Origin of the sequence: Streptomyces sp. NPDC096339, assembly GCF_044762985.1 — a bacterium.
Classification (GTDB): Bacteria; Actinomycetota; Actinomycetes; order Streptomycetales; family Streptomycetaceae; genus Streptomyces.
Map to the genome: position 1 here is coordinate 23,373 of NZ_JBIWFI010000041.1, position 18,040 is coordinate 41,412.

Annotated in this window: 17 protein-coding genes; 3 read left to right on the forward strand and 14 right to left on the reverse strand. The window is 69.6% G+C overall.

The features are described from left to right. Window positions 1-9 precede the first annotated feature (9 nt). The 8 genes from rplB to rfbB all read right to left on the reverse strand — a co-directional run bounded on the left by rplB (window position 10) and on the right by rfbB (window position 6,497). A complete protein-coding gene (rplB, locus tag ACIQ5Y_RS34255) occupies window positions 10-846 on the reverse strand; it encodes a 50S ribosomal protein L2 (RefSeq protein ID WP_007265902.1) in 837 nt (278 codons plus the stop codon). A gap of 39 nt (window positions 847-885) precedes the next feature. Further along, window positions 886-1,209: a 50S ribosomal protein L23 gene (gene rplW / locus ACIQ5Y_RS34260; RefSeq protein ID WP_007265901.1), complete on the reverse strand. Its 324-nt coding sequence runs from the start codon at window positions 1,207-1,209 to the stop codon at window positions 886-888. Then, window positions 1,209-1,859 (reverse strand): 50S ribosomal protein L4, encoded by a 651-nt coding sequence (gene rplD / locus ACIQ5Y_RS34265; protein ID WP_384745026.1) that lies wholly within the window; start codon window positions 1,857-1,859, stop codon window positions 1,209-1,211. Before rplD ends, rplW begins: the two co-directional genes overlap by 1 nt. A 4-nt stretch (window positions 1,860-1,863) precedes the next feature. Then, window positions 1,864-2,508 carry a 50S ribosomal protein L3 gene (gene rplC / locus ACIQ5Y_RS34270; protein ID WP_007265899.1) on the reverse strand — a complete coding sequence of 215 codons (645 nt, stop codon included), beginning with the start codon at window positions 2,506-2,508 and terminating at the stop codon, window positions 1,864-1,866. A gap of 14 nt (window positions 2,509-2,522) precedes the next feature. Beyond that, window positions 2,523-2,831: a 30S ribosomal protein S10 gene (rpsJ, locus tag ACIQ5Y_RS34275; RefSeq protein WP_003948644.1), complete on the reverse strand. Its 309-nt coding sequence runs from the start codon at window positions 2,829-2,831 to the stop codon at window positions 2,523-2,525. A gap of 471 nt (window positions 2,832-3,302) precedes the next feature. After that, complete coding sequence (locus ACIQ5Y_RS34280; RefSeq protein ID WP_403889553.1) at window positions 3,303-4,421, reverse strand: hypothetical protein; 1,119 nt, start codon at window positions 4,419-4,421, stop codon at window positions 3,303-3,305. Window positions 4,422-4,602: 181 nt separating this feature from the next. Beyond that, window positions 4,603-5,523, reverse strand: coding sequence for a dTDP-4-dehydrorhamnose reductase (gene rfbD, locus ACIQ5Y_RS34285; protein WP_403889556.1), 921 nt, complete (start codon window positions 5,521-5,523; stop codon window positions 4,603-4,605). Further along, window positions 5,520-6,497 (reverse strand): dTDP-glucose 4,6-dehydratase, encoded by a 978-nt coding sequence (gene rfbB / locus ACIQ5Y_RS34290; protein WP_403889559.1) that lies wholly within the window; start codon window positions 6,495-6,497, stop codon window positions 5,520-5,522. The genes rfbD and rfbB overlap by 4 nt, the downstream gene beginning before the upstream one ends. 91 nt (window positions 6,498-6,588) lie before the next feature. Between rfbB and rfbA the strand changes: the two genes are divergently transcribed. Next, window positions 6,589-7,464, forward strand: coding sequence for a glucose-1-phosphate thymidylyltransferase RfbA (gene rfbA, locus ACIQ5Y_RS34295; RefSeq protein ID WP_403889562.1), 876 nt, complete (start codon window positions 6,589-6,591; stop codon window positions 7,462-7,464). Continuing rightward, window positions 7,461-8,060 (forward strand): dTDP-4-dehydrorhamnose 3,5-epimerase, encoded by a 600-nt coding sequence (gene rfbC, locus ACIQ5Y_RS34300; RefSeq protein ID WP_403889566.1) that lies wholly within the window; start codon window positions 7,461-7,463, stop codon window positions 8,058-8,060. The genes rfbA and rfbC overlap by 4 nt, the downstream gene beginning before the upstream one ends. 288 nt (window positions 8,061-8,348) lie before the next feature. On the opposite strand, the gene ACIQ5Y_RS34305 is transcribed toward rfbC, so the two are convergent. From ACIQ5Y_RS34305 to rpsL, 5 genes are all read right to left on the reverse strand, one after another. Next, entirely contained in the window at window positions 8,349-8,708 is a 360-nt protein-coding gene (locus tag ACIQ5Y_RS34305) for a hypothetical protein (RefSeq protein WP_403889569.1), read from the reverse strand. An 802-nt stretch (window positions 8,709-9,510) separates the two neighbouring features. Then, window positions 9,511-10,704 carry an elongation factor Tu gene (tuf, locus tag ACIQ5Y_RS34310; RefSeq protein ID WP_352214024.1) on the reverse strand — a complete coding sequence of 398 codons (1,194 nt, stop codon included), beginning with the start codon at window positions 10,702-10,704 and terminating at the stop codon, window positions 9,511-9,513. Between the two features lie 149 nt (window positions 10,705-10,853). After that, entirely contained in the window at window positions 10,854-12,986 is a 2,133-nt protein-coding gene (fusA, locus tag ACIQ5Y_RS34315; protein ID WP_403889572.1) for an elongation factor G, read from the reverse strand. A 39-nt stretch (window positions 12,987-13,025) separates the two neighbouring features. Next, complete coding sequence (gene rpsG / locus ACIQ5Y_RS34320; RefSeq protein ID WP_007265894.1) at window positions 13,026-13,496, reverse strand: 30S ribosomal protein S7; 471 nt, start codon at window positions 13,494-13,496, stop codon at window positions 13,026-13,028. A 2-nt stretch (window positions 13,497-13,498) separates the two neighbouring features. Then, complete coding sequence (gene rpsL, locus ACIQ5Y_RS34325; RefSeq protein ID WP_007265893.1) at window positions 13,499-13,870, reverse strand: 30S ribosomal protein S12; 372 nt, start codon at window positions 13,868-13,870, stop codon at window positions 13,499-13,501. 621 nt (window positions 13,871-14,491) lie between these two features. Between rpsL and ACIQ5Y_RS34330 the strand changes: the two genes are divergently transcribed. Beyond that, window positions 14,492-16,957, forward strand: a complete 2,466-nt coding sequence (locus ACIQ5Y_RS34330; RefSeq protein ID WP_403889656.1) for a YfhO family protein — start codon at window positions 14,492-14,494, stop codon at window positions 16,955-16,957. On the opposite strand, the gene ACIQ5Y_RS34335 is transcribed toward ACIQ5Y_RS34330, so the two are convergent. Then, window positions 16,954-18,039, reverse strand: coding sequence for a tetratricopeptide repeat protein (locus ACIQ5Y_RS34335; protein WP_403889575.1), 1,086 nt, complete (start codon window positions 18,037-18,039; stop codon window positions 16,954-16,956). The genes ACIQ5Y_RS34330 and ACIQ5Y_RS34335 overlap by 4 nt on opposite strands. Window position 18,040: the final 1 nt, after the last annotated feature.

The following is an 18,040-nucleotide window of genomic DNA, read 5'->3' on the forward strand; positions in this document are numbered from 1 at the left end:
AACCCGCTCCTAGCGCTTCTTGTTCGTCTTGCGGCGGCGGACGATGTACTTGCTCGAAGCCTTCTTCGGCGAGCGAGTACGACCCTCCTTCTGACCCCACGGGGAGACCGGGTGGCGACCACCGCTGGTCTTGCCCTCACCACCACCGTGCGGGTGGTCAACCGGGTTCATCGCGACACCGCGGACGGTCGGGCGAACGCCCTTCCAGCGCATGCGGCCGGCCTTGCCCCAGTTGATGTTCGACTGCTCGGCGTTGCCGACCTCGCCGACCGTGGCGCGGCAGCGCGCGTCGACGAGACGGATCTCACCGGACGGCATGCGGAGGTGGGCCATCACGCCCTCCTTCGCGAGCAGCTGCACGGAGGCACCAGCCGAACGCGCGAACTTGGCGCCGCCACCGGGGCGGAGCTCGATCGCGTGGATCGTGGTACCGACCGGGATGTTGCGGAGCGCGAGGTTGTTGCCCGGCTTGATGTCGGCCGTCGGGCCGTTCTCAATCCGGTCACCCTGCTGCAGACCGCGCGGCGCGATGATGTAGCGCTTCTCGCCGTCGGCGTAGTGCAGCAGCGCGATGCGCGCGGTGCGGTTGGGGTCGTACTCGATGTGCGCGACCTTGGCCGGCACGCCGTCCTTGTCGTGACGACGGAAGTCGATCACGCGGTAGGCGCGCTTGTGGCCACCGCCCTGGTGGCGAACGGTCACACGACCGGTGTTGTTACGGCCGCCCTTGCTGTGCAGGGGGCGGACCAGCGACTTCTCCGGCGTGGACCGCGTGATCTCGACAAAGTCGGCGACGCTGGAGCCACGACGGCCCGGGGTCGTCGGCTTGTACTTGCGGATACCCATTTCTCAGTCCTCGTCCGATTCCGGACGACTAGACCTCCGTTAGGAGGCCTGGCCGCCGAAGATGTCGATACGGTTGCCCTCGGCAAGGGTCACGATGGCGCGCTTGGTGTTGGCGCGCTTGCCGAAACCGGTCTTGGTGCGCTTGCGCTTACCCTGACGGTTGATCGTGTTGACCCCGGTGACCTTGACCGAGAAGACCGCCTCGACGGCCTGCTTGATCTGGGTCTTGTTGGCGCCGGGCGCGACGATGAACGTGTACTTGTTCTCGTCCAGCAGCGCGTAGCTCTTCTCCGAGACGACCGGCTTGATCAGCAGGTCGCGCGGGTCGGTGAAGGTCTTGCTGGTAACGGTCGCCTCAGACATCAGGCGTCGCTCCCTTCGGTCTCATCGGCCTTGGGGCCAGACACGAAGGACTCGAAAGCGGCCTGAGTGAAGACCACGTCGTCAGAGACGATCACGTCGTACGTGTTCAGCTGGCCCGGCTCCAGGATGTGAACCTGGGGCAGGTTGCGGGCGGACAGCCACGAGGCCTCTTCGCTGCGGTCGACGACCAGGAGCAGGTTCTTGCGCTCCGAGATCTTGCCGAACAGCGTCTTGGCGGCCTTGGTGGAGGCGGCACCCTCGACCACGCCGGTGACGACGTGGATGCGGGAGTGACGCGCACGGTCCGAGAGGGCACCGCGGAGGGCGGCGGCCTTCATCTTCTTCGGGGTCCGCTGCGAGTAGTCACGCGGCACGGGGCCGTGGACGACGCCACCGCCGGCGAACTGCGGAGCGCGGGTCGAACCCTGACGGGCGCGGCCGGTGCCCTTCTGGCGGTACGGCTTGCGGCCACCACCACGGACTTCGCCACGGGTCTTGGTCTTGTGCGTGCCCTGACGGGCAGCAGCCAGCTGAGCGACGACGACCTGGTGGATCAGCGGAACGCTGGTCTTCGCGTCGAAGATCTCCGCGGGGAGCTCGACGGTACCGGCCTTGTCGCCTGCCGGCGAAAGGATGTCAATGGTGCTCATTACCTCAAGCCCCCTTGGCCGCGGTACGGACCAGGACGAGGCCGCCGTTCGGACCGGGGACCGCACCCTTGATCAGGAGCAGACCCTTCTCCGCGTCAACCGCGTGGATGGTCAGGTTCTGGGTGGTGACGCGCTCGTTACCCATGCGACCGGCCATGCGCATGCCCTTGAAGACACGCCCAGGGGTGGCGCAGCCACCGATCGAACCGGGGGAGCGGTGCTTGCGCTGCACACCGTGACCGGCGCCGAGGCCCCGGAAGTTGTGCCGCTTCATGACACCGGCGAAGCCCTTGCCCTTGCTGTTGCCCGTGACGTCAACCTTGACGCCGGACTCGAACACCTCAGCAGTGATCTCCTGGCCGAGCGTGTACTCGCTGGCGTCGGAGGTGCGGAGCTCCACCAGGTGGCGGCGGGGGGTCACGTCGGCCTTGGCGAAGTGGCCCTTGAGGGGCTTGTTCACCTTGCGCGGGTCGATCTCGCCGAAGGCGATCTGGACCGACTCGTAGCCGTCGATGTCGTTCGTACGGACCTGGGTAACGACGCAGGGCCCGGCCTTGACGACGGTCACCGGGACGACACGGTTGTTCTCGTCCCAGACCTGGGTCATGCCGAGCTTCTCGCCCAGGACGCCCTTGATCTGCTTTGCCATCTTCTCGACGCCTCTCAGAGCTTGATCTCGATGTCAACGCCGGCCGGAAGGTCCAGGCGCATCAGCGAGTCAACGGTCTTGGGCGTCGGGTCGAGGATGTCGATCAGGCGCTTGTGCGTGCGCATCTCGAAGTGCTCGCGCGAGTCCTTGTACTTGTGCGGCGACTTGATGACGCAGTACACGTTCTTCTCAGTGGGCAGCGGCACCGGGCCCGCGACCGACGCACCAGTGCGGGTCACCGTCTCGACGATCTTCTTCGCCGAGGAGTCGATGACCTCGTGGTCGTAGGCCTTGAGCCGGATGCGGATCTTCTGTCCCGCCATGGCTACTCCGTAGTCCTGTCTCTATGTGGAAACGCTCTGGCCCTCGGTCGGCTGCGGGACTTGATCCCGCGGCTTCTCTCCGACCCACGCGGTCGGGCGTGTCGCACACCCTCTACAGAAAATTCCCATACGGAAATTCCCTCATCCAAGGGGGTGCGGTCCCTGTGACCGCGTTTCGGGGGAGAAACACCCACCGAGTGCCTGGTGGGCACCGTGCTGACACTTCCCAGAAGATTCCCGTACGTCCGTCCTCATTGCTGCCCCGAGAGGCAGATTAAGGACGACGAGTACTGTGGGACTCGCTTCCGGTCCTCCCGGCGGGAGGCGCGCAGCATCGGCACTCAGCCGAGCAACTTGAGTAGTCTGCCATACGAGGCACGTACCTGGCCAATCGGGCCGAAGAGAATACCCCGCCACGCTGAGTGGTCAAACCGCCCCACCCATGTCCCCCGCGCGGGGTATTCCCCCGGGTCAGGACCGGGTGCTGGTACCGCACCCTTCGCGCAGGATGTCCTTGCTGCGGTCGTACGGATCCGTGGCGGGCCCCGTGGGCGCCGGACCGCTCGGCTTGTCCTGCGGGAAGTCCGGGTGCAGGAAGCCGTCGGCCGCCTCGCACTCGACGTTCGACCACTCCGAGAAGTACTTGCGCGCCTGGAGCCGGCCCGGCGTGGTCTCCCAGCGTGCCGGGTCGAGCAGGGCCAGGGTGACCTGGCGGCGCACGATGGTCCGCTGCACGCTCGCGCCGCCCTTCGTCACGGGGTGGACGAAGGTGTAGTCCGCCACCACGAGCAGTTCTCCGCGCTCCCCCGGCTCCGCGCGCATGCTGCCGCGCACCTTGACCACGTCCCCGACGGGCTTGATCTCGGCCGGGTCGAAGCGGGTGAAGAGCGTCACCGGGGTGTTCTCCGCGGTGGGGTTCGCCAGGGACCGCTCCAGCCGCTCCACGAGCTGCGGCTGCCGGGGATCCAGGATCGCCAGGGCGGCGGCCGGCCTCTCGCCGCGCAGGGTCGCCGGGTCGAGGTTGGACGCGATCAGGAACTGGCGCGTCTTCTCCAGTGCGCCCGCGACCTGCTCCTTGGACATCCCTCCGACGGCGGCCGCCTCCGGGACCTCGATGCCCGCGGCCCCGTCCGCCCACTGGAGGGCCGGGGAACCGCGGAAAGGTTCCTTCAGGGTCGGCCGGTCCGGGTACTGCTCGGGCGGCGGGGCGGTCGGACGGCCGGTCTCCGCGGCCAGAGGGCCCGCGTTCTTCGCGTCCTCACGGGCCTGGCTCCTGCCCGTGACGCGGTCGATGACCAGCTCCGGCCGTACGGCGATCAGCGCGACCCCCGCGATGACGACGACGGCCAGCGCGGCCTTCAGCCGCCGTCCGCGCCCGCCGCGGCCCCGCGCCTCCCGCGACGTCGGGCCGGTGCGCCAGCCCGGCGGCGGGTCCTGCTGGTGCCGCAGCCGCTCGGTCACCATCCGCGCCCGGGCGGACGGCTCCTTCGGCGCGTTGCCCGCCCCCGTGGCGGCCTGCTCCATGAACCGGGCCCACTCCTCGTCGGAAGGGCTCCGCCCGGCTCGCTGGTCGTCGTCGTTCCTGTTCATACCCCACCCCGTTCGTGAACGCCGGATCGCTTGATGAAACCGATCATGTGCCATCAGCGATCGGCCGGATGCTACTGGCAGCAGATGTCGGGGAGGCCGGCGGGGCATGTCGTCCCGGTGGTGGCTTACCGGGCCGCGCCGAGCACGACGGTGCCCCCGGCCACCCGGTTCGCCGGGGCTTTCATCCTCCGCGGCCCTCCCGGGCGGCTGCGGCCGGTGCGGTGAAGGCGGGGGTCGTGAGGGCCTCGGCCAGCTGCTCCCGCCAGTCGTCGAGCGGGGCGAGTCCCGCATCGGCCCAGCGGTCGTGCGCGAGCACGCTGAAGGCCGGGCGGGCGGCGGGCCGCACGAACGCCTCGGAGGTGGTGGGCCGGATCCGCTCCGGATCCAGTCCGCTCAGCCGGTACGTCTCGCGGGCCAGCCCCAGCCAGGTGGTCCGGCCGCTCGCGGTGCCGTGGTAGATCCCGCCCGGGGCGCGGCCGGCCAGTGCGGCCCGCCCGAGTGCGACGAGGCGGCGGGCCAGCGCGCGGGACCAGGTGGGCTGGCCGTGCTGGTCGTCGACCACGTCGAGGGTGTCGCGCCGGGCGGCCAGCTTGAGCATGGTGGCGACGAAGTTCGGGCCGTGCTCGCCGTACAGCCAGGCCGTCCGGACCACGTAGCCGTCCTGCGGCAACAGCTCGGCGACGGCCTGCTCGCCGAGCAGCTTGGTACGGCCGTAGGCGTTGACCGGGCCGGTGGCGGCGTCCTCGCGGTACGGCTCCGAGGCGTCGCCGGGCAGCACGTAGTCGGTGGAGACGTGCAGCAGCCGCGCCCCGGCGGCGGCGCAGGCCCCGGCGAGGACCCGTACGCCGGTGCCGTTGACGGCGGTGGCGGCCTCCTCGGCCGTCTCCGCCCCGTCGACGTCGGTCCAGGCGGCGCAGTTCACGACCACCGCGACGCCCTCGACGGCGCCCCGGACGGCGTCCGGGTCGGTGATGTCGAGATCTGCGCGGCGCAGGCCCACGGCCTCGACGCCGGCGTCCTTCAGGACGGCCAGGACGTCCTGGCCGAGCATCCCGGCGGCGCCGGTGACGAGCCAGCGCCCTTCTCGCGGTTCGGTGCTCACTTCCGCAGGGCCGCCTTCGCCTTCAGCGGCTCCCACCAGGCACGGTTCTCGCGGTACCAGTCGATGGTGGCCCTGATGCCGTCCTCGAACGTCACCTGCGGGGCGTAGCCCAGCTCGGCGCCGATCTTGCCGATGTCGATGGAGTAGCGCAGGTCGTGGCCCTTGCGGTCCTCGACCTGCTCGACCATGTCCCAGCCCAGGCCGGCGGCCTCCAGCAGGATGCCGGTGAGCTCCTTGTTCGTGAGTTCGGTGCCGCCGCCGATGTTGTAGACCTCGCCGGCGCGGCCCTTGCGCATGGCCAGGTCGATGCCGCGGCAGTGGTCGGAGACGTGCAGCCAGTCGCGGACGTTGCCGCCGTTGCCGTACAGCGGGACCTTCCGGCCGTCCATCAGGTTCGAGACGAACAGCGGGATGACCTTCTCCGGGAACTGGTAGTGCCCGTAGTTGTTGGAGCAGCGGGTGACCACCACGTCCATGCCGTGGGTGCGGTGGTACGCCAGCGCCAGCAGGTCGGAGGAGGCCTTCGAGGCGGAGTACGGGGAGTTCGGCACCAGCGGCCACTCCTCCGTCCAGGAGCCCTCGGCGATCGAGCCGTAGACCTCGTCGGTGGAGATGTGCACGAAGCGGCCGACGCCGTGCTTGCGGGCGGCGTCCAGCAGGACCTGCGTGCCCACCACGTTGGTCATCACGAAGGGACCCGCGCCGGCGATCGAACGGTCCACATGGGACTCGGCGGCGAAGTGCACGACGACGTCGTGCCCGGGCATCACCTGGTCGACGGCTTCGGCGTCGCAGATGTCACCTCTGACGAACGCGTAACCGGGATGCTCGGCGACGGGGGCGAGATTGGCCTCGACACCCGAGTAGGTCAGCTTGTCGAAGACGGTGATCCGGGCCGTGGCATCCGCACCGAGCTGCCGGCGGACGAATTCTGAACCGATGAAGCCGGCGCCGCCGGTCACGAGGATCCGCATGCCACGAAGACTAGTTGTCCGCAGGGGAGTTGGTGGCCGAACGTAACGCTCTCCCCTCCCTTTGGCATGCCCACGCGCATAGGGTGCCCCCATGCGCGGAATCCTCTTAGCAGGTGGCACCGGATCGCGACTGTGGCCGCTGACGCGGGCAGTCTCGAAGCAGCTGCTCCCCGTCTTCGACAAGCCAATGGTCTACTACCCGCTCTCCACCCTGGTGATGGCCGGCATCAGCGAGATCCTGATCATCACGACCCCGGACGACCGCGAGCAGTTCGAGCGGCTGCTCGGCGACGGCTCGCAGTTCGGGCTGCGGCTGGAGTACGCCGTCCAGGAACGCCCGGAGGGCATCGCACAGGCCTTCGTCCTCGGCGCCGACTTCATCGGCGACGAGTCCGTCGCACTGATCCTCGGCGACAACATCTTCCACGGCAGCGGCCTCGGCACCCGCCTCGCGCAGCACACCGACGCGAAGGGCGGCCGGGTGTTCGCCTACCCGGTGGCGGACCCGACGGCGTACGGCGTCGTCGAGTTCGACGAGATGGGCCAGGCCATCTCGATCGAGGAGAAGCCGGCCAAGCCCAAGTCCCGCTACGCGGTGCCGGGTCTGTACTTCTACGACAACCGCGTCGTGGAGATAGCCGGCGGGCTCAAGCCCAGCGCCCGCGGCGAGCTGGAGATCACCGCCGTCAACGACGCCTACCTCCAGGCCGGCGAGCTGAACGTGACCATCCTCGACCGGGGTACCGCCTGGCTCGACACCGGCACGTTCGTCTCGATGGTCCAGGCCTCCGAGTTCGTCCGCGTGATCGAGGAACGCCAGGGCTTCAAGATCGGCTGCATCGAGGAGGCGGCCTGGCGGGCCGGCCTGATCGGCTCCGCGCAACTGCGCGAACTGGCCGAACCGCTGACCAAGAGCGGCTACGGCGACTACCTGCTGCAGCTGCTCGCCGAGGAGGCCCCCCGATGAAGTTCCGCGAGCTCTCCATCGAGGGCGCCTTCGAGATCACCCCGGAGCTGCACGGAGACCCGCGCGGCCTGTTCACCGAGTGGTACCGCTTCGACCGGCTGGCCGAGGTCGTCGGGCACCCGCTGAACCTGGCACAGGCGAACCTCTCGGTCTCCTCGGCCGGCGTGGTCCGCGGCATCCACTTCGCCGACGTCCCGCGCGGCCAGGCCAAGTACGTCACCTGCGTGCGCGGCGCCGTACTCGACGTGATCGTGGACCTGCGCGTCGGCTCCCCGACCTTCGGCACCTGGGAAGGCGTCCGCCTCGACGACGTCGACCGCCGCGCGGTCTACATACCCGAGGGCCTGGGCCACGGCTTCTGCGCGCTCGGCGACGACGCCACGCTCTCCTACCTCTGCTCGGAGACCTACAACCCGACCGGCGAGCACTCCGTCCACCCGCTCGACGCCGACCTGGGCATCGAGTGGCCGGCCGAGGTCCCACTGCTCTCCGCCCGTGACGAGGCCGCCCCTTCGCTGGCCGACGCGATCGCGACCGGGCTGCTGCCCGACTACGCGGCCTGCGAGGAGTTCACCGCGTCGCTCCGCGTGAGCTGACCCGCCGGTTGACCCGTGCGAAGAGGGCCGCATCCCGTGCACCCGGGATGCGGCCCTCCGTCGTACCACCGTCCGACGGGCCGCTGTCCGGCCGATCGCTGTCCGGCCGACCGACCGCTGTCCGGCCGACCGCTGTCCGGCCGACCGCTGTCCGACCGGCCGCTGTCCGGCCGATCGCCGTCCGACCGACCGCTGTCCGGCCGCTGTCCGGCCGATCGCTGTCCGACCGACCGCTGTCCGGCCGACCGCTGTCCGGCCGCTGTCCGGCCGCCGTCCGACCGACCGCCGTCAGTGGACGACGGAGAAGCTGCGCCAGGGCAGACTGCCGGTGGCCGTCACGTTCGAGGTGGACTGCGGGACGTAGATCCCGGGCGCCTTCTCGCTCTTCTGGCAGTCCGGCGTCCGGTACATGATGACGTCGAGCAGGGTGTTGTTCTCGACGTGGGCCGCGCCGCGCGGGAGCGCGATCTTGTGGCAGCCCTGGACCGGCGTGTTCGAGTAGCTGAGCAGCACCGGGGAGTCCTCGGCCCGGAAGGTGAGCTGCCCGACGGTGGTCTTGCCGGTCGAGCAGGCCGTTGCCGTGAGCAGCAGCGCCGCCCCGGTGATGACGCCGACGTACCGGAGCCTGGCTCCTCCGATTTCACGCATGGTGCTCGGTCCTCGTCTGTGCGGTGGTGTCTGCCTCTACCGCAGCCTCACCCGCCGCGCGCCGTCGGGCATCCGCAGCGCACCCGAAGGGATGACCGGGAAGGTGGGGGGCGGTACGTCACGCACGGGCCCGGCCGGGCCGCCGGGGGGGTGGGTTGGTCGGTGCCCGGGCCGGTCGGCAGCCAGAGTGGGTTGGGGGGTTCCCGTCAGTCCCATCGTCCTTCCGCGTCGGGCCAGCCTGTCAAGGGCGCTCCCTTCGGTCGCGTCGCTGCGCGACGGCCTTCGGCCGCCCTTGACAGACCGTCCCGCCACGGAAAGACAAGGACTGCCGGGAACCCCCCAAAGGAACGGGCCGGGCGGAAGAGCCATAAACGGGCCGCCAGAGATGCCCGACCCGGCTCCGGCCCAACGGCCGGGCCCCGCCTCGGGCCCGCCCACCTCGCCCTCCGGCCCGGGCAGACGGCCACCCTCCCCGAAACCCCCACCACAAGCCCCCCGGCGGGTGGAAGGGCGCCCCAAATCGCTACGCGCTCCTCACGTCTCGGCGTCTGACGACCGCCTGGGGCTGGTCTCGCACCGGATCGCTGCGTGCTTCGCCCTGACGGCGTCCACGGTCGTCTTGGGGTGCTCATGGGGCGCCCGCGATCGCCACGCGCTCCTCGACGACGGCGTCCGGCCCCGCCTGGGGCCGTGGTGACCCCCACAACGCCGAAGGGCCCCGGCCCACCGCCGAAGCGGTGGGCCGGGGCCCTTCAGTGGAACTTGGTGCCCGCGTCAGCGAGCTACCAGGTCAGAACACGAATTACTTCGTGATCTTGGTGACCTGGCCGGCGCCCACGGTACGACCACCCTCACGGATGGCGAACTTCAGGCCCTCCTCCATGGCGACCGGCTGGATCAGCGCGACCGACATCTCGGTGTTGTCGCCCGGCATGACCATCTCCGTGCCGGCCGGCAGGGTGACGACACCCGTGACGTCCGTGGTACGGAAGTAGAACTGCGGACGGTAGTTGTTGAAGAACGGGGTGTGACGGCCACCCTCGTCCTTCGACAGGATGTAGGCCTGGGCCTCGAACTCGGTGTGCGGGGTGACCGAACCGGGCTTGATGATGACCTGGCCGCGCTCGACGTCCTCGCGCTTGATGCCACGGAGGAGCAGACCGACGTTCTCACCGGCCTGGCCCTCGTCGAGCAGCTTGCGGAACATCTCGATACCGGTGACCGTGGTGGTGGTCTTCTCTTCCTTGATACCGATGATGTCGACGGTCTCGTTGACCTTCAGGACACCACGCTCGATACGGCCGGTGACGACCGTACCGCGACCGGTGATCGTGAAGACGTCCTCGACGGGCATGAGGAACGGCTTCTCGGTGTCACGCGGCGGGGTCGGGATGGCCTCGTCGACGGCGTCCATCAGGCCGAGGAGCTTGTCGCCCCACTCCTTGTCGCCCTCGAGCGCCTTCAGCGCGGAGACGCGGACGACCGGCAGGTCGTCGCCCGGGAACTCGTACTCGGAGAGCAGCTCACGGACCTCGAGCTCGACGAGCTCCAGGATCTCCTCGTCGTCCACCATGTCGGCCTTGTTCAGGGCGACAACGATGTACGGAACGCCGACCTGGCGGGCCAGGAGCACGTGCTCCTTGGTCTGCGGCATCGGGCCGTCGGTGGCGGCGACCACGAGGATCGCGCCGTCCATCTGCGCGGCACCGGTGATCATGTTCTTGATGTAGTCAGCGTGACCCGGGCAGTCGACGTGGGCGTAGTGACGCGCCTCGGTCTGGTACTCGACGTGCGCGATGGAGATGGTGATACCGCGCTGGCGCTCCTCAGGAGCCTTGTCGATCTGGTCGAACGCCGAGGCCGCGTTCAGGTCCGGGTACTTGTCGTGCAGCACCTTGGTAATGGCGGCCGTGAGGGTCGTCTTACCGTGGTCAATGTGACCGATGGTGCCGATGTTGACGTGCGGCTTAGTCCGCTCGAACTTCGCCTTCGCCACGGGGTCCTCCTGAGAGTGGTTCTGTACGCCTTAACTCATCGGCGCCAGGTGATCTTTGCTGGATAGCCGGTTCCCCCGGGGCAACGGGAGTGTGACTCCTGTTGCCCCAGAGGCTCCGGTGGCAAGCCTAAAACGTGAACTCGGAAGAGTTACTCGCCCTTGGCCTTCGCGATGATCTCCTCGGCGACGTTCCGGGGAACCTCGGCGTAGGAGTCGAACTGCATCGAGTAGCTGGCGCGACCCGAGGTCTTGCTGCGGAGGTCGCCGACGTAGCCGAACATCTCCGAGAGGGGCACGAGGCCCTTGACGATCTTGGCTCCGTGACGGTCCTCCATGGCCTGGATCTGGCCACGGCGGGAGTTGATGTCACCGATGACATCGCCCATGGACTCCTCGGGCGTGGTGACCTCAACGGCCATCATCGGCTCGAGCAGAACGGGCGAAGCCTTGCGCGCGGCCTCCTTGAAGGCCTGCGAGCCGGCGATCTTGAACGCGAGCTCGGAGGAGTCGACCTCGTGGTAGCCACCGTCGAGAAGCGTGACGCGAACGCCCGTCATCTCGTAGCCGGCCAGGATGCCGAACTGCATGGCCTCCTGCGCACCGGCGTCCACCGAAGGGATGTACTCCTTCGGCACGCGGCCACCGGTGACCTTGTTCACGAACTCGTACGCCGGACCGTCGGCCTCGGTGATGGGCTCGATCGCGATCTGCACCTTGGCGAACTGACCGGTACCACCGGTCTGCTTCTTGTGGGTGTAGTCGTGACGCTCGACGGCCTTGCGGATCGTCTCGCGGTAGGCCACCTGCGGCTTGCCGACGTTGGCCTCGACCTTGAACTCGCGCTTCATACGGTCGACCAGCACCTCGAGGTGCAGCTCGCCCATACCGCCGAGGATGGTCTGGCCGGTCTCCTCGTCCGAGTGAACGTGGAAGGAGGGGTCCTCCTCCGCGAGACGCTGGATGGCGACACCCAGCTTCTCCTGGTCACCCTTGGACTTGGGCTCGATGGCGACCTGGATGACCGGAGCCGGGAAGTCCATGGACTCCAGGATCACGGGCTGCTTGTCGTCACAAAGCGTCTCACCGGTGGTGGTCTGCTTCAGGCCCATCACGGCGACGATGTCGCCGGCGCCCACCGAGTCGATCTCCTCACGCTTGTTCGCGTGCATGCGGTAGATCTTGCCGATGCGCTCCTTCTTGCCCTTGACGGAGTTCAGCACCGCAGTGCCGGCCTCCAGGCGGCCCGAGTAAACCCGGACGAAGGTGAGCTTACCGAGGTGCGGGTCGCTCATGATCTTGAACGCGAGCGCGGCGAGGGGCTCCTCGTCCGACGGCTTGCGCTTCACGACCGTCTCGGCGTCGCGGACGTCGTGGCCCTCGATGGCCTCGATGTCCAGCGGCGACGGGAGGTAGCGGACGACGGCGTCGAGCAGGGGCTGAACACCCTTGTTCTTGAACGCCGTGCCACAGAACACCGCGGTGATCGTGGGCTCGCCCTTGCCCTTGCCGGAGCCCAGGATGATGCGGCGCACGGCGGCGTGCAGCTGCTCCTCGGACGGCTCGTCGCCGTTGAGGAAGAGCTCCATGACCTCGTCGTCGTTCTCGGCGACGGTCTCGACCAGCTTGGCGCGCCACTCTTCGGCGACCTCGGTGTGCGAGGCCGGGATGTCGACGATGTCGTACATCTCGCCCTTGGTCGCCTCGGCGGACCAGACGAGCGCCTTCATGCGGACGAGGTCGACGACACCCTGGAAGTCGGCCTCGGCACCGATGGGGAGCTGCATGACGATCGGAACCGCACCGAGGCGGTCCTTGATCATGTCGACGCAGCGGTGGAACTCGGCACCCGTGCGGTCGAGCTTGTTGACGAAGCAGATGCGCGGAACGCCGTAGCGGTCGGCCTGACGCCAAACGGTCTCGGACTGCGGCTCCACACCGGCGACACCGTCGAACACGGTGACGGCGCCGTCGAGGACGCGGAGCGAACGCTCCACCTCGACGGTGAAGTCAACGTGACCCGGGGTGTCGATGATGTTGATGGTGTGGTCGACGTCCTCGAGCGGCCAGTGGCAGGTCGTCGCGGCAGACGTGATCGTGATGCCGCGCTCCTGCTCCTGCTCCATCCAGTCCATCGTGGCAGCGCCGTCGTGGACCTCACCGATCTTGTACGACACACCGGTGTAGAACAGGATGCGCTCGGTGGTGGTCGTCTTGCCCGCGTCGATGTGAGCCATGATGCCGATGTTGCGCACCTTGGCAAGGTCAAGCGAAGTGGTAGCCATATCGGCTCAGTCTTCTCTCGGTCTCGATGTGGGTTCGGACTACCAGCGGTAGTGCGCGAAGGCCTTGTTGGACTCGGCCATCTTGTGCGTGTCCTCGCGCTTCTTGACGGCCGCACCGAGGCCGTTCGAGGCGTCGAGAAGCTCGTTCATCAGGCGCTCGGTCATGGTCTTCTCGCGGCGGGCGCGGGAGTAACCCACGAGCCAGCGGAGGGCCAGGGTCGACTGACGACCCGGCTTGACCTCGACGGGAACCTGGTAGGTCGCGCCACCGACACGGCGGGACTTGACCTCGAGCGACGGCTTGACGTTCTCCAGCGCGCGCTTCAGCGTGATGACCGGGTCGTTGCCGGTCTTCTCGCGGAGGCCTTCCATGGCGCCGTAAACGATGCGCTCGGCGGTGGAGCGCTTGCCGTTCAGGAGGATCTTGTTGATGAGCGAGGTCACCAGAGGAGATGCGTAGACCGGGTCGATGATGACCGGGCGCTTCGGGGCGGGGCCCTTACGAGGCATTCTTACTTCTCCTTCTTGGCGCCGTAGCGGCTGCGGGCCTGCTTGCGGTTCTTGACAGCCTGGGTGTCAAGCGCACCGCGGATGATCTTGTAACGAACACCCGGCAGGTCCTTCACACGGCCACCACGCACGAGCACGATCGAGTGCTCCTGCAGGTTGTGTCCCTCACCCGGAATGTAAGCGGTGACCTCGATGCCGGAGGTCAGACGCACACGCGCGACCTTACGGAGCGCCGAGTTCGGCTTCTTCGGGGTGGTCGTGAACACACGCGTGCAGACGCCACGACGCTGAGGCGAAGCCTCGAGCGCGGGGGTCTTTGTCTTCTCGACCTTGTCCTGCCGGCCCTTACGGACCAGCTGCTGGATCGTAGGCACTACTTCTCCGGTTTCTGTGTGCCGTGTAGTGAAGCTAACCTGGAACTTTGCCGACCCACGCGGTCGGGTGTGTCGGATCCTGCACGCCTTCACCGAGGTGAAAGAGGGCGCGAATCGCGGTGTGGTCTTCTCGGCTCACCGCGGCGTCTCAAGCGCGCGCGGGAGCCCAGGGCACACCCCAGGCACAAGGTCAGAGCGTACCTACCTCACAGAGGTAGGTCAAAACAAATGCCCAGCACGAAAACACACCGGACGCAAGGTGTACGGACCGGCCAGTTCCGCCGGACCGCTCATCAGTGGCACGATGCCCGAACTCCGCAGGTCAGTCCCGGGGGCGTCGGCGGGCGTCCAGGCCGTACTGCCCGGCCGGCCGTGCGCGGAAAGGCCGTACGAAGCCCATCACGAACCCGCTTCGACGCCCTGGAACGCTCCCGCCGGCCACTCGCCGGTGTGACGGCGCTCGCGGCGGTCTCCGCGGTGGCCGTGACCGCCTGGCAGATCAGCGGCCGGTAACCCCCTCCAACCCGCGCACCGGGGCGGCCCGCCCGGCGGGCCGCCCCCCGCCCACGACCTAAACTGGCGGCTTGCCATCGAGGAGCAGGGAGCAGGGCATTGGGCACCGTGGCACCGGAGACGACCGCAGTCGGCTCTCCTCCCCCCGGCCCGAATGAGCGCTCCCCCCTCCGCTCCTCACGCCGCGCCGCCCGGCTCCGCGGGCCCCTGCTCGCCTTCCTCGTCACCTCGGCCGCGTTCTTCACGGCCTGGGTCGCGCGCGGCACCTTCCCCTTCGGCAACACCGGCCGGGCCATCAACGACCAGGCCAACCAGTACGTCCCCTTCCACCGGGCGCTGTGGGACCTGGTCCACGGCCAGGCCGCCGGTGACCTGCTCTTCACCTGGCGCGGCGGCTTCGGCCAGCAGTTCCTGTCCGACTACTACACGTACCTCGGCAACCCCTTCTCCTGGCTCGCCGTCCTCGTCCCCCGCGCCCACGTGGACCTGGCGGTCTTCGCGATCACCCCGATCACGATGGGCACCGCCGCCGCGGTGATGACGGTGTACCTCGGCAAGCTGCACTCCGGGCCGTGGTGGCAGCGGGGCGTGCTCGGAGCCACGTACGGCCTGTGCGGCTGGGCGCTGAGCGACGCCTCCTACATCCCGATGTGGCTGTGGGGCCTGGTGGCGCTGCCCATGCTCGGCATCGCCGTGGAGTGGTGCCTGGAGCAGCGGCGCTGGCCGGGCGTGGCCCTGCTCGTCGCGCTCGCCTGGTTCGGGAACTTCTACACCGCGATGATGGCGACGATGGCCGCCTGCGTCCTGCTGGCCATCCGTCTGATCACCCTCGACATGACGGGGGCCCAGCGGCTGCGCGCCCTGTGGCGCGCCGCGACAGCCGCCGCGACGGGCATCCTCCTCACCCTCCCGTTCCTCCTCCCCTCCTTCCTCTCCAGCGGCGCGGCGCAGCCCACCCGGGCCAGCGCCTTCGACCCGGTCCGGATCGAGCTCTTCCTGGCCGGCATGCTCCCGGCGACCCACCTGTGGGGCGGCCGCCCCCGCCTGTACGTCGCCTCCCTCGGGCTGATCCTGGCGGGCTCCTTCCTCCTCAACACGCGCATCGCGAAGAAGACCCGCCTGGTCTGGGCCGCGGCGACGGTCCTCGTGGTCGTCTCGTTCCAGTTCCCGCCCACCCAGTACGCATGGCACGGCCTGGCGGTCCCGAACGGCAATCCGTACCGCGAGACCTTCGTCTTCAGCGGCATGGTGGTGATCGTCGCCTGGCTGGCCCTGGCCAACCGGCCGCGCCCCCTCCACCTGGCCCTGGTCACGGCCCTCCTCGTCCTGGCCACCTTCGTGCTGCGGCGCGCCGACGACTTCGGCGGCTGGACCTGGCCCGCCGTCCTGGGCGGCGGCGCGGTGTCCCTCCTCGCCCTCGTCCTCCTCGCCCTGGGCCACAAGCGCCGGCGTCTCCTCCCCATCGCCGCGGCGCTGATGATCGTCGTGGTCTTCGCCGAATCCGCGGCCGCCGCCTACAACGCGGACGCCCGCCGCGCCCGCGAGCGCTGGGCGAAGCCCGTGGCCACCTCGAACCGGTCGGTCACCGAGCACTTCGACGCCGTCCGGCGCGTGGACGGCTGGCCCGCCTACCGGACCGACTCGGGCGCACCCCGCACCTCGTACAACGACGCCCTCGCCCTGCGCGCCGAGGGCCCGCAGTACTACAGCAGCTACCTGCCCGAGGCCACCTTCCAGGCTCTGGAACCCCTCGGCTACGGCTACAAGAACGACGGCCGGACCTTCTTCGGCGCGGACAACCCGGTGCTCGACGCGATCTTCTCCATCGGCGCCCGCGTCCGCCCCGGCGCCGCCCCCGGCACCTGGACGGGCTCCACCTTCCCCGCTCCCCCCCTCGTCACCGTCCGCACCACCCCCCACACCTCGACCAACCCGGCGGACAGCGTCTGGGCCCGCCAGGAGAACGTCCTCGGCGCGACCGTCTACCAGGTCCCCGAGGTCACCCGCGGCGGCAGCGCCACGGAGCAGACGTACGCCGCCCAGTGCACCCCCGGCTCCGAGGTCTTCTGGTACTCCCCCGCCCTCCACGGCACCCTCGCCACCGGCGGCACCGAGCAGCCCCTGGAGGACCTGATGACCGGGGTCACCCCCCTCGGCCCGGTCCCCGCCTCGGGCCGGCTCGACGTCACCGTCCGCACCCAGACCAAGGACGCCACGGCCGGCGCCCACCCCCTGGGCTGCCTGAACCGCGCGGCCCTGGACACGAGGGTCCGCCACCTCACCACCACGGGCGCGACCAAGGTCGACGTCAGCGGCCACGGCATCGAGGCCACCCTCCCCCACGGCACCGACGGCACCGCCGTCCTGGCGATGACGAACGTCCCCGGCTGGCAGTGCTCCGCCCCGATCCGCGACTTCCACGGCCTGGTCTCCCTGGACCTCCCCGCGGGCACGGACAAGCTGTCCTGCACCTTCACCCCGAAGGGCCTCGCCCCGGGCCTGGCGGGCGCCACCTTGGCCCTGCTCACGCTGGCCTCGGTCACGATCACGGCCCGGCGCCGCCGCCGCGCCTAACCGGCGGCCGCGGCCCGCGCTTCCAGCCGGAGCATCCGGGCGCGGGCGGATTCCAGCTGGGCGGCGTCCGCGGCGGGCTGAGCGGCCCAGAGCGCGATCAGCTCGCGGCCCATCCGCATCCCCTCGACGGGGTCGGTGACCTTGAGCCAGGCGGCAGCGGCGTTCAGCACGCTCGCCATGGCCTGCGGGTCGTCGCGGCCGCTGCGGATGCGGGCGATCTCGATGGAGCTCTGGAAGGCCCGGCGGCTGTCCCCGGCGACGAAGGCGACGTAGGCGTTCAGCTCGCGCAGCTGGAGCACCTCGGGCGACTCCCAGCCGAGGCGCTCGGCGGCGGCGTTCACGCTCTGCTGGGCGAGGGTCGCGGCCCACTCGATCCGCCCGAACCGCAGCGCCTCCTGGATCCGCGCCACGGGAGCGCCGACGAGGTCGTCGACGGGGTGCGCGGGCGCGGGGGGCGCCGGAGGCACGGGTGGGGCCGGGGGAACCGGCGCGGGCGTCGACTGCGGCGCAGGTACGGGCTCGGGTGCAGGTGCGGGTGCGGGTACAGGCACGGCTGCGGGCACGGGCTCGGGCGCGGGCGCAGATGCAGGCGCAGGTGCGGGCGCAGATGTGGGCACGGGCGTGGGCGCGGGCTGAGCAATCGGCTCGGGCGCGGTTTCCACCACGACCTCCGGCACCGGCACCGGCACCGGCACGGTTACGGGAGCCGGGACCGGCGTAGGCGCCGGTACGGGCGCGGGGGCCGGCACGGCCTCCACCACCGGCGCGGCATCCACCACCGGCACGGGAGCAGGCGTGGGCGCCGGTGCGGGGAGCGGCGCGGGCCCGGGCGGGACCGCGCCGGGAATCGGTTCGGGCTGGGCGGTGAAGGCGCTGGAGCCGTCCTCCCGCACCTGGATGCGTACGACGAAGGCGATGCGCTCGTCCCGTACGGTCGCCAGGACCGGCGCACCCGTGGACAGCACCTGCCGGTGGAGGTAGTCGAGGACGGCGTCCTGCGGTTCTTCCCCGACACCCGCGACGACGGGCCTGCCCGCCACCTCCGCGTACCCGGCACCGGTGATCCGTACGTCCACGGACACG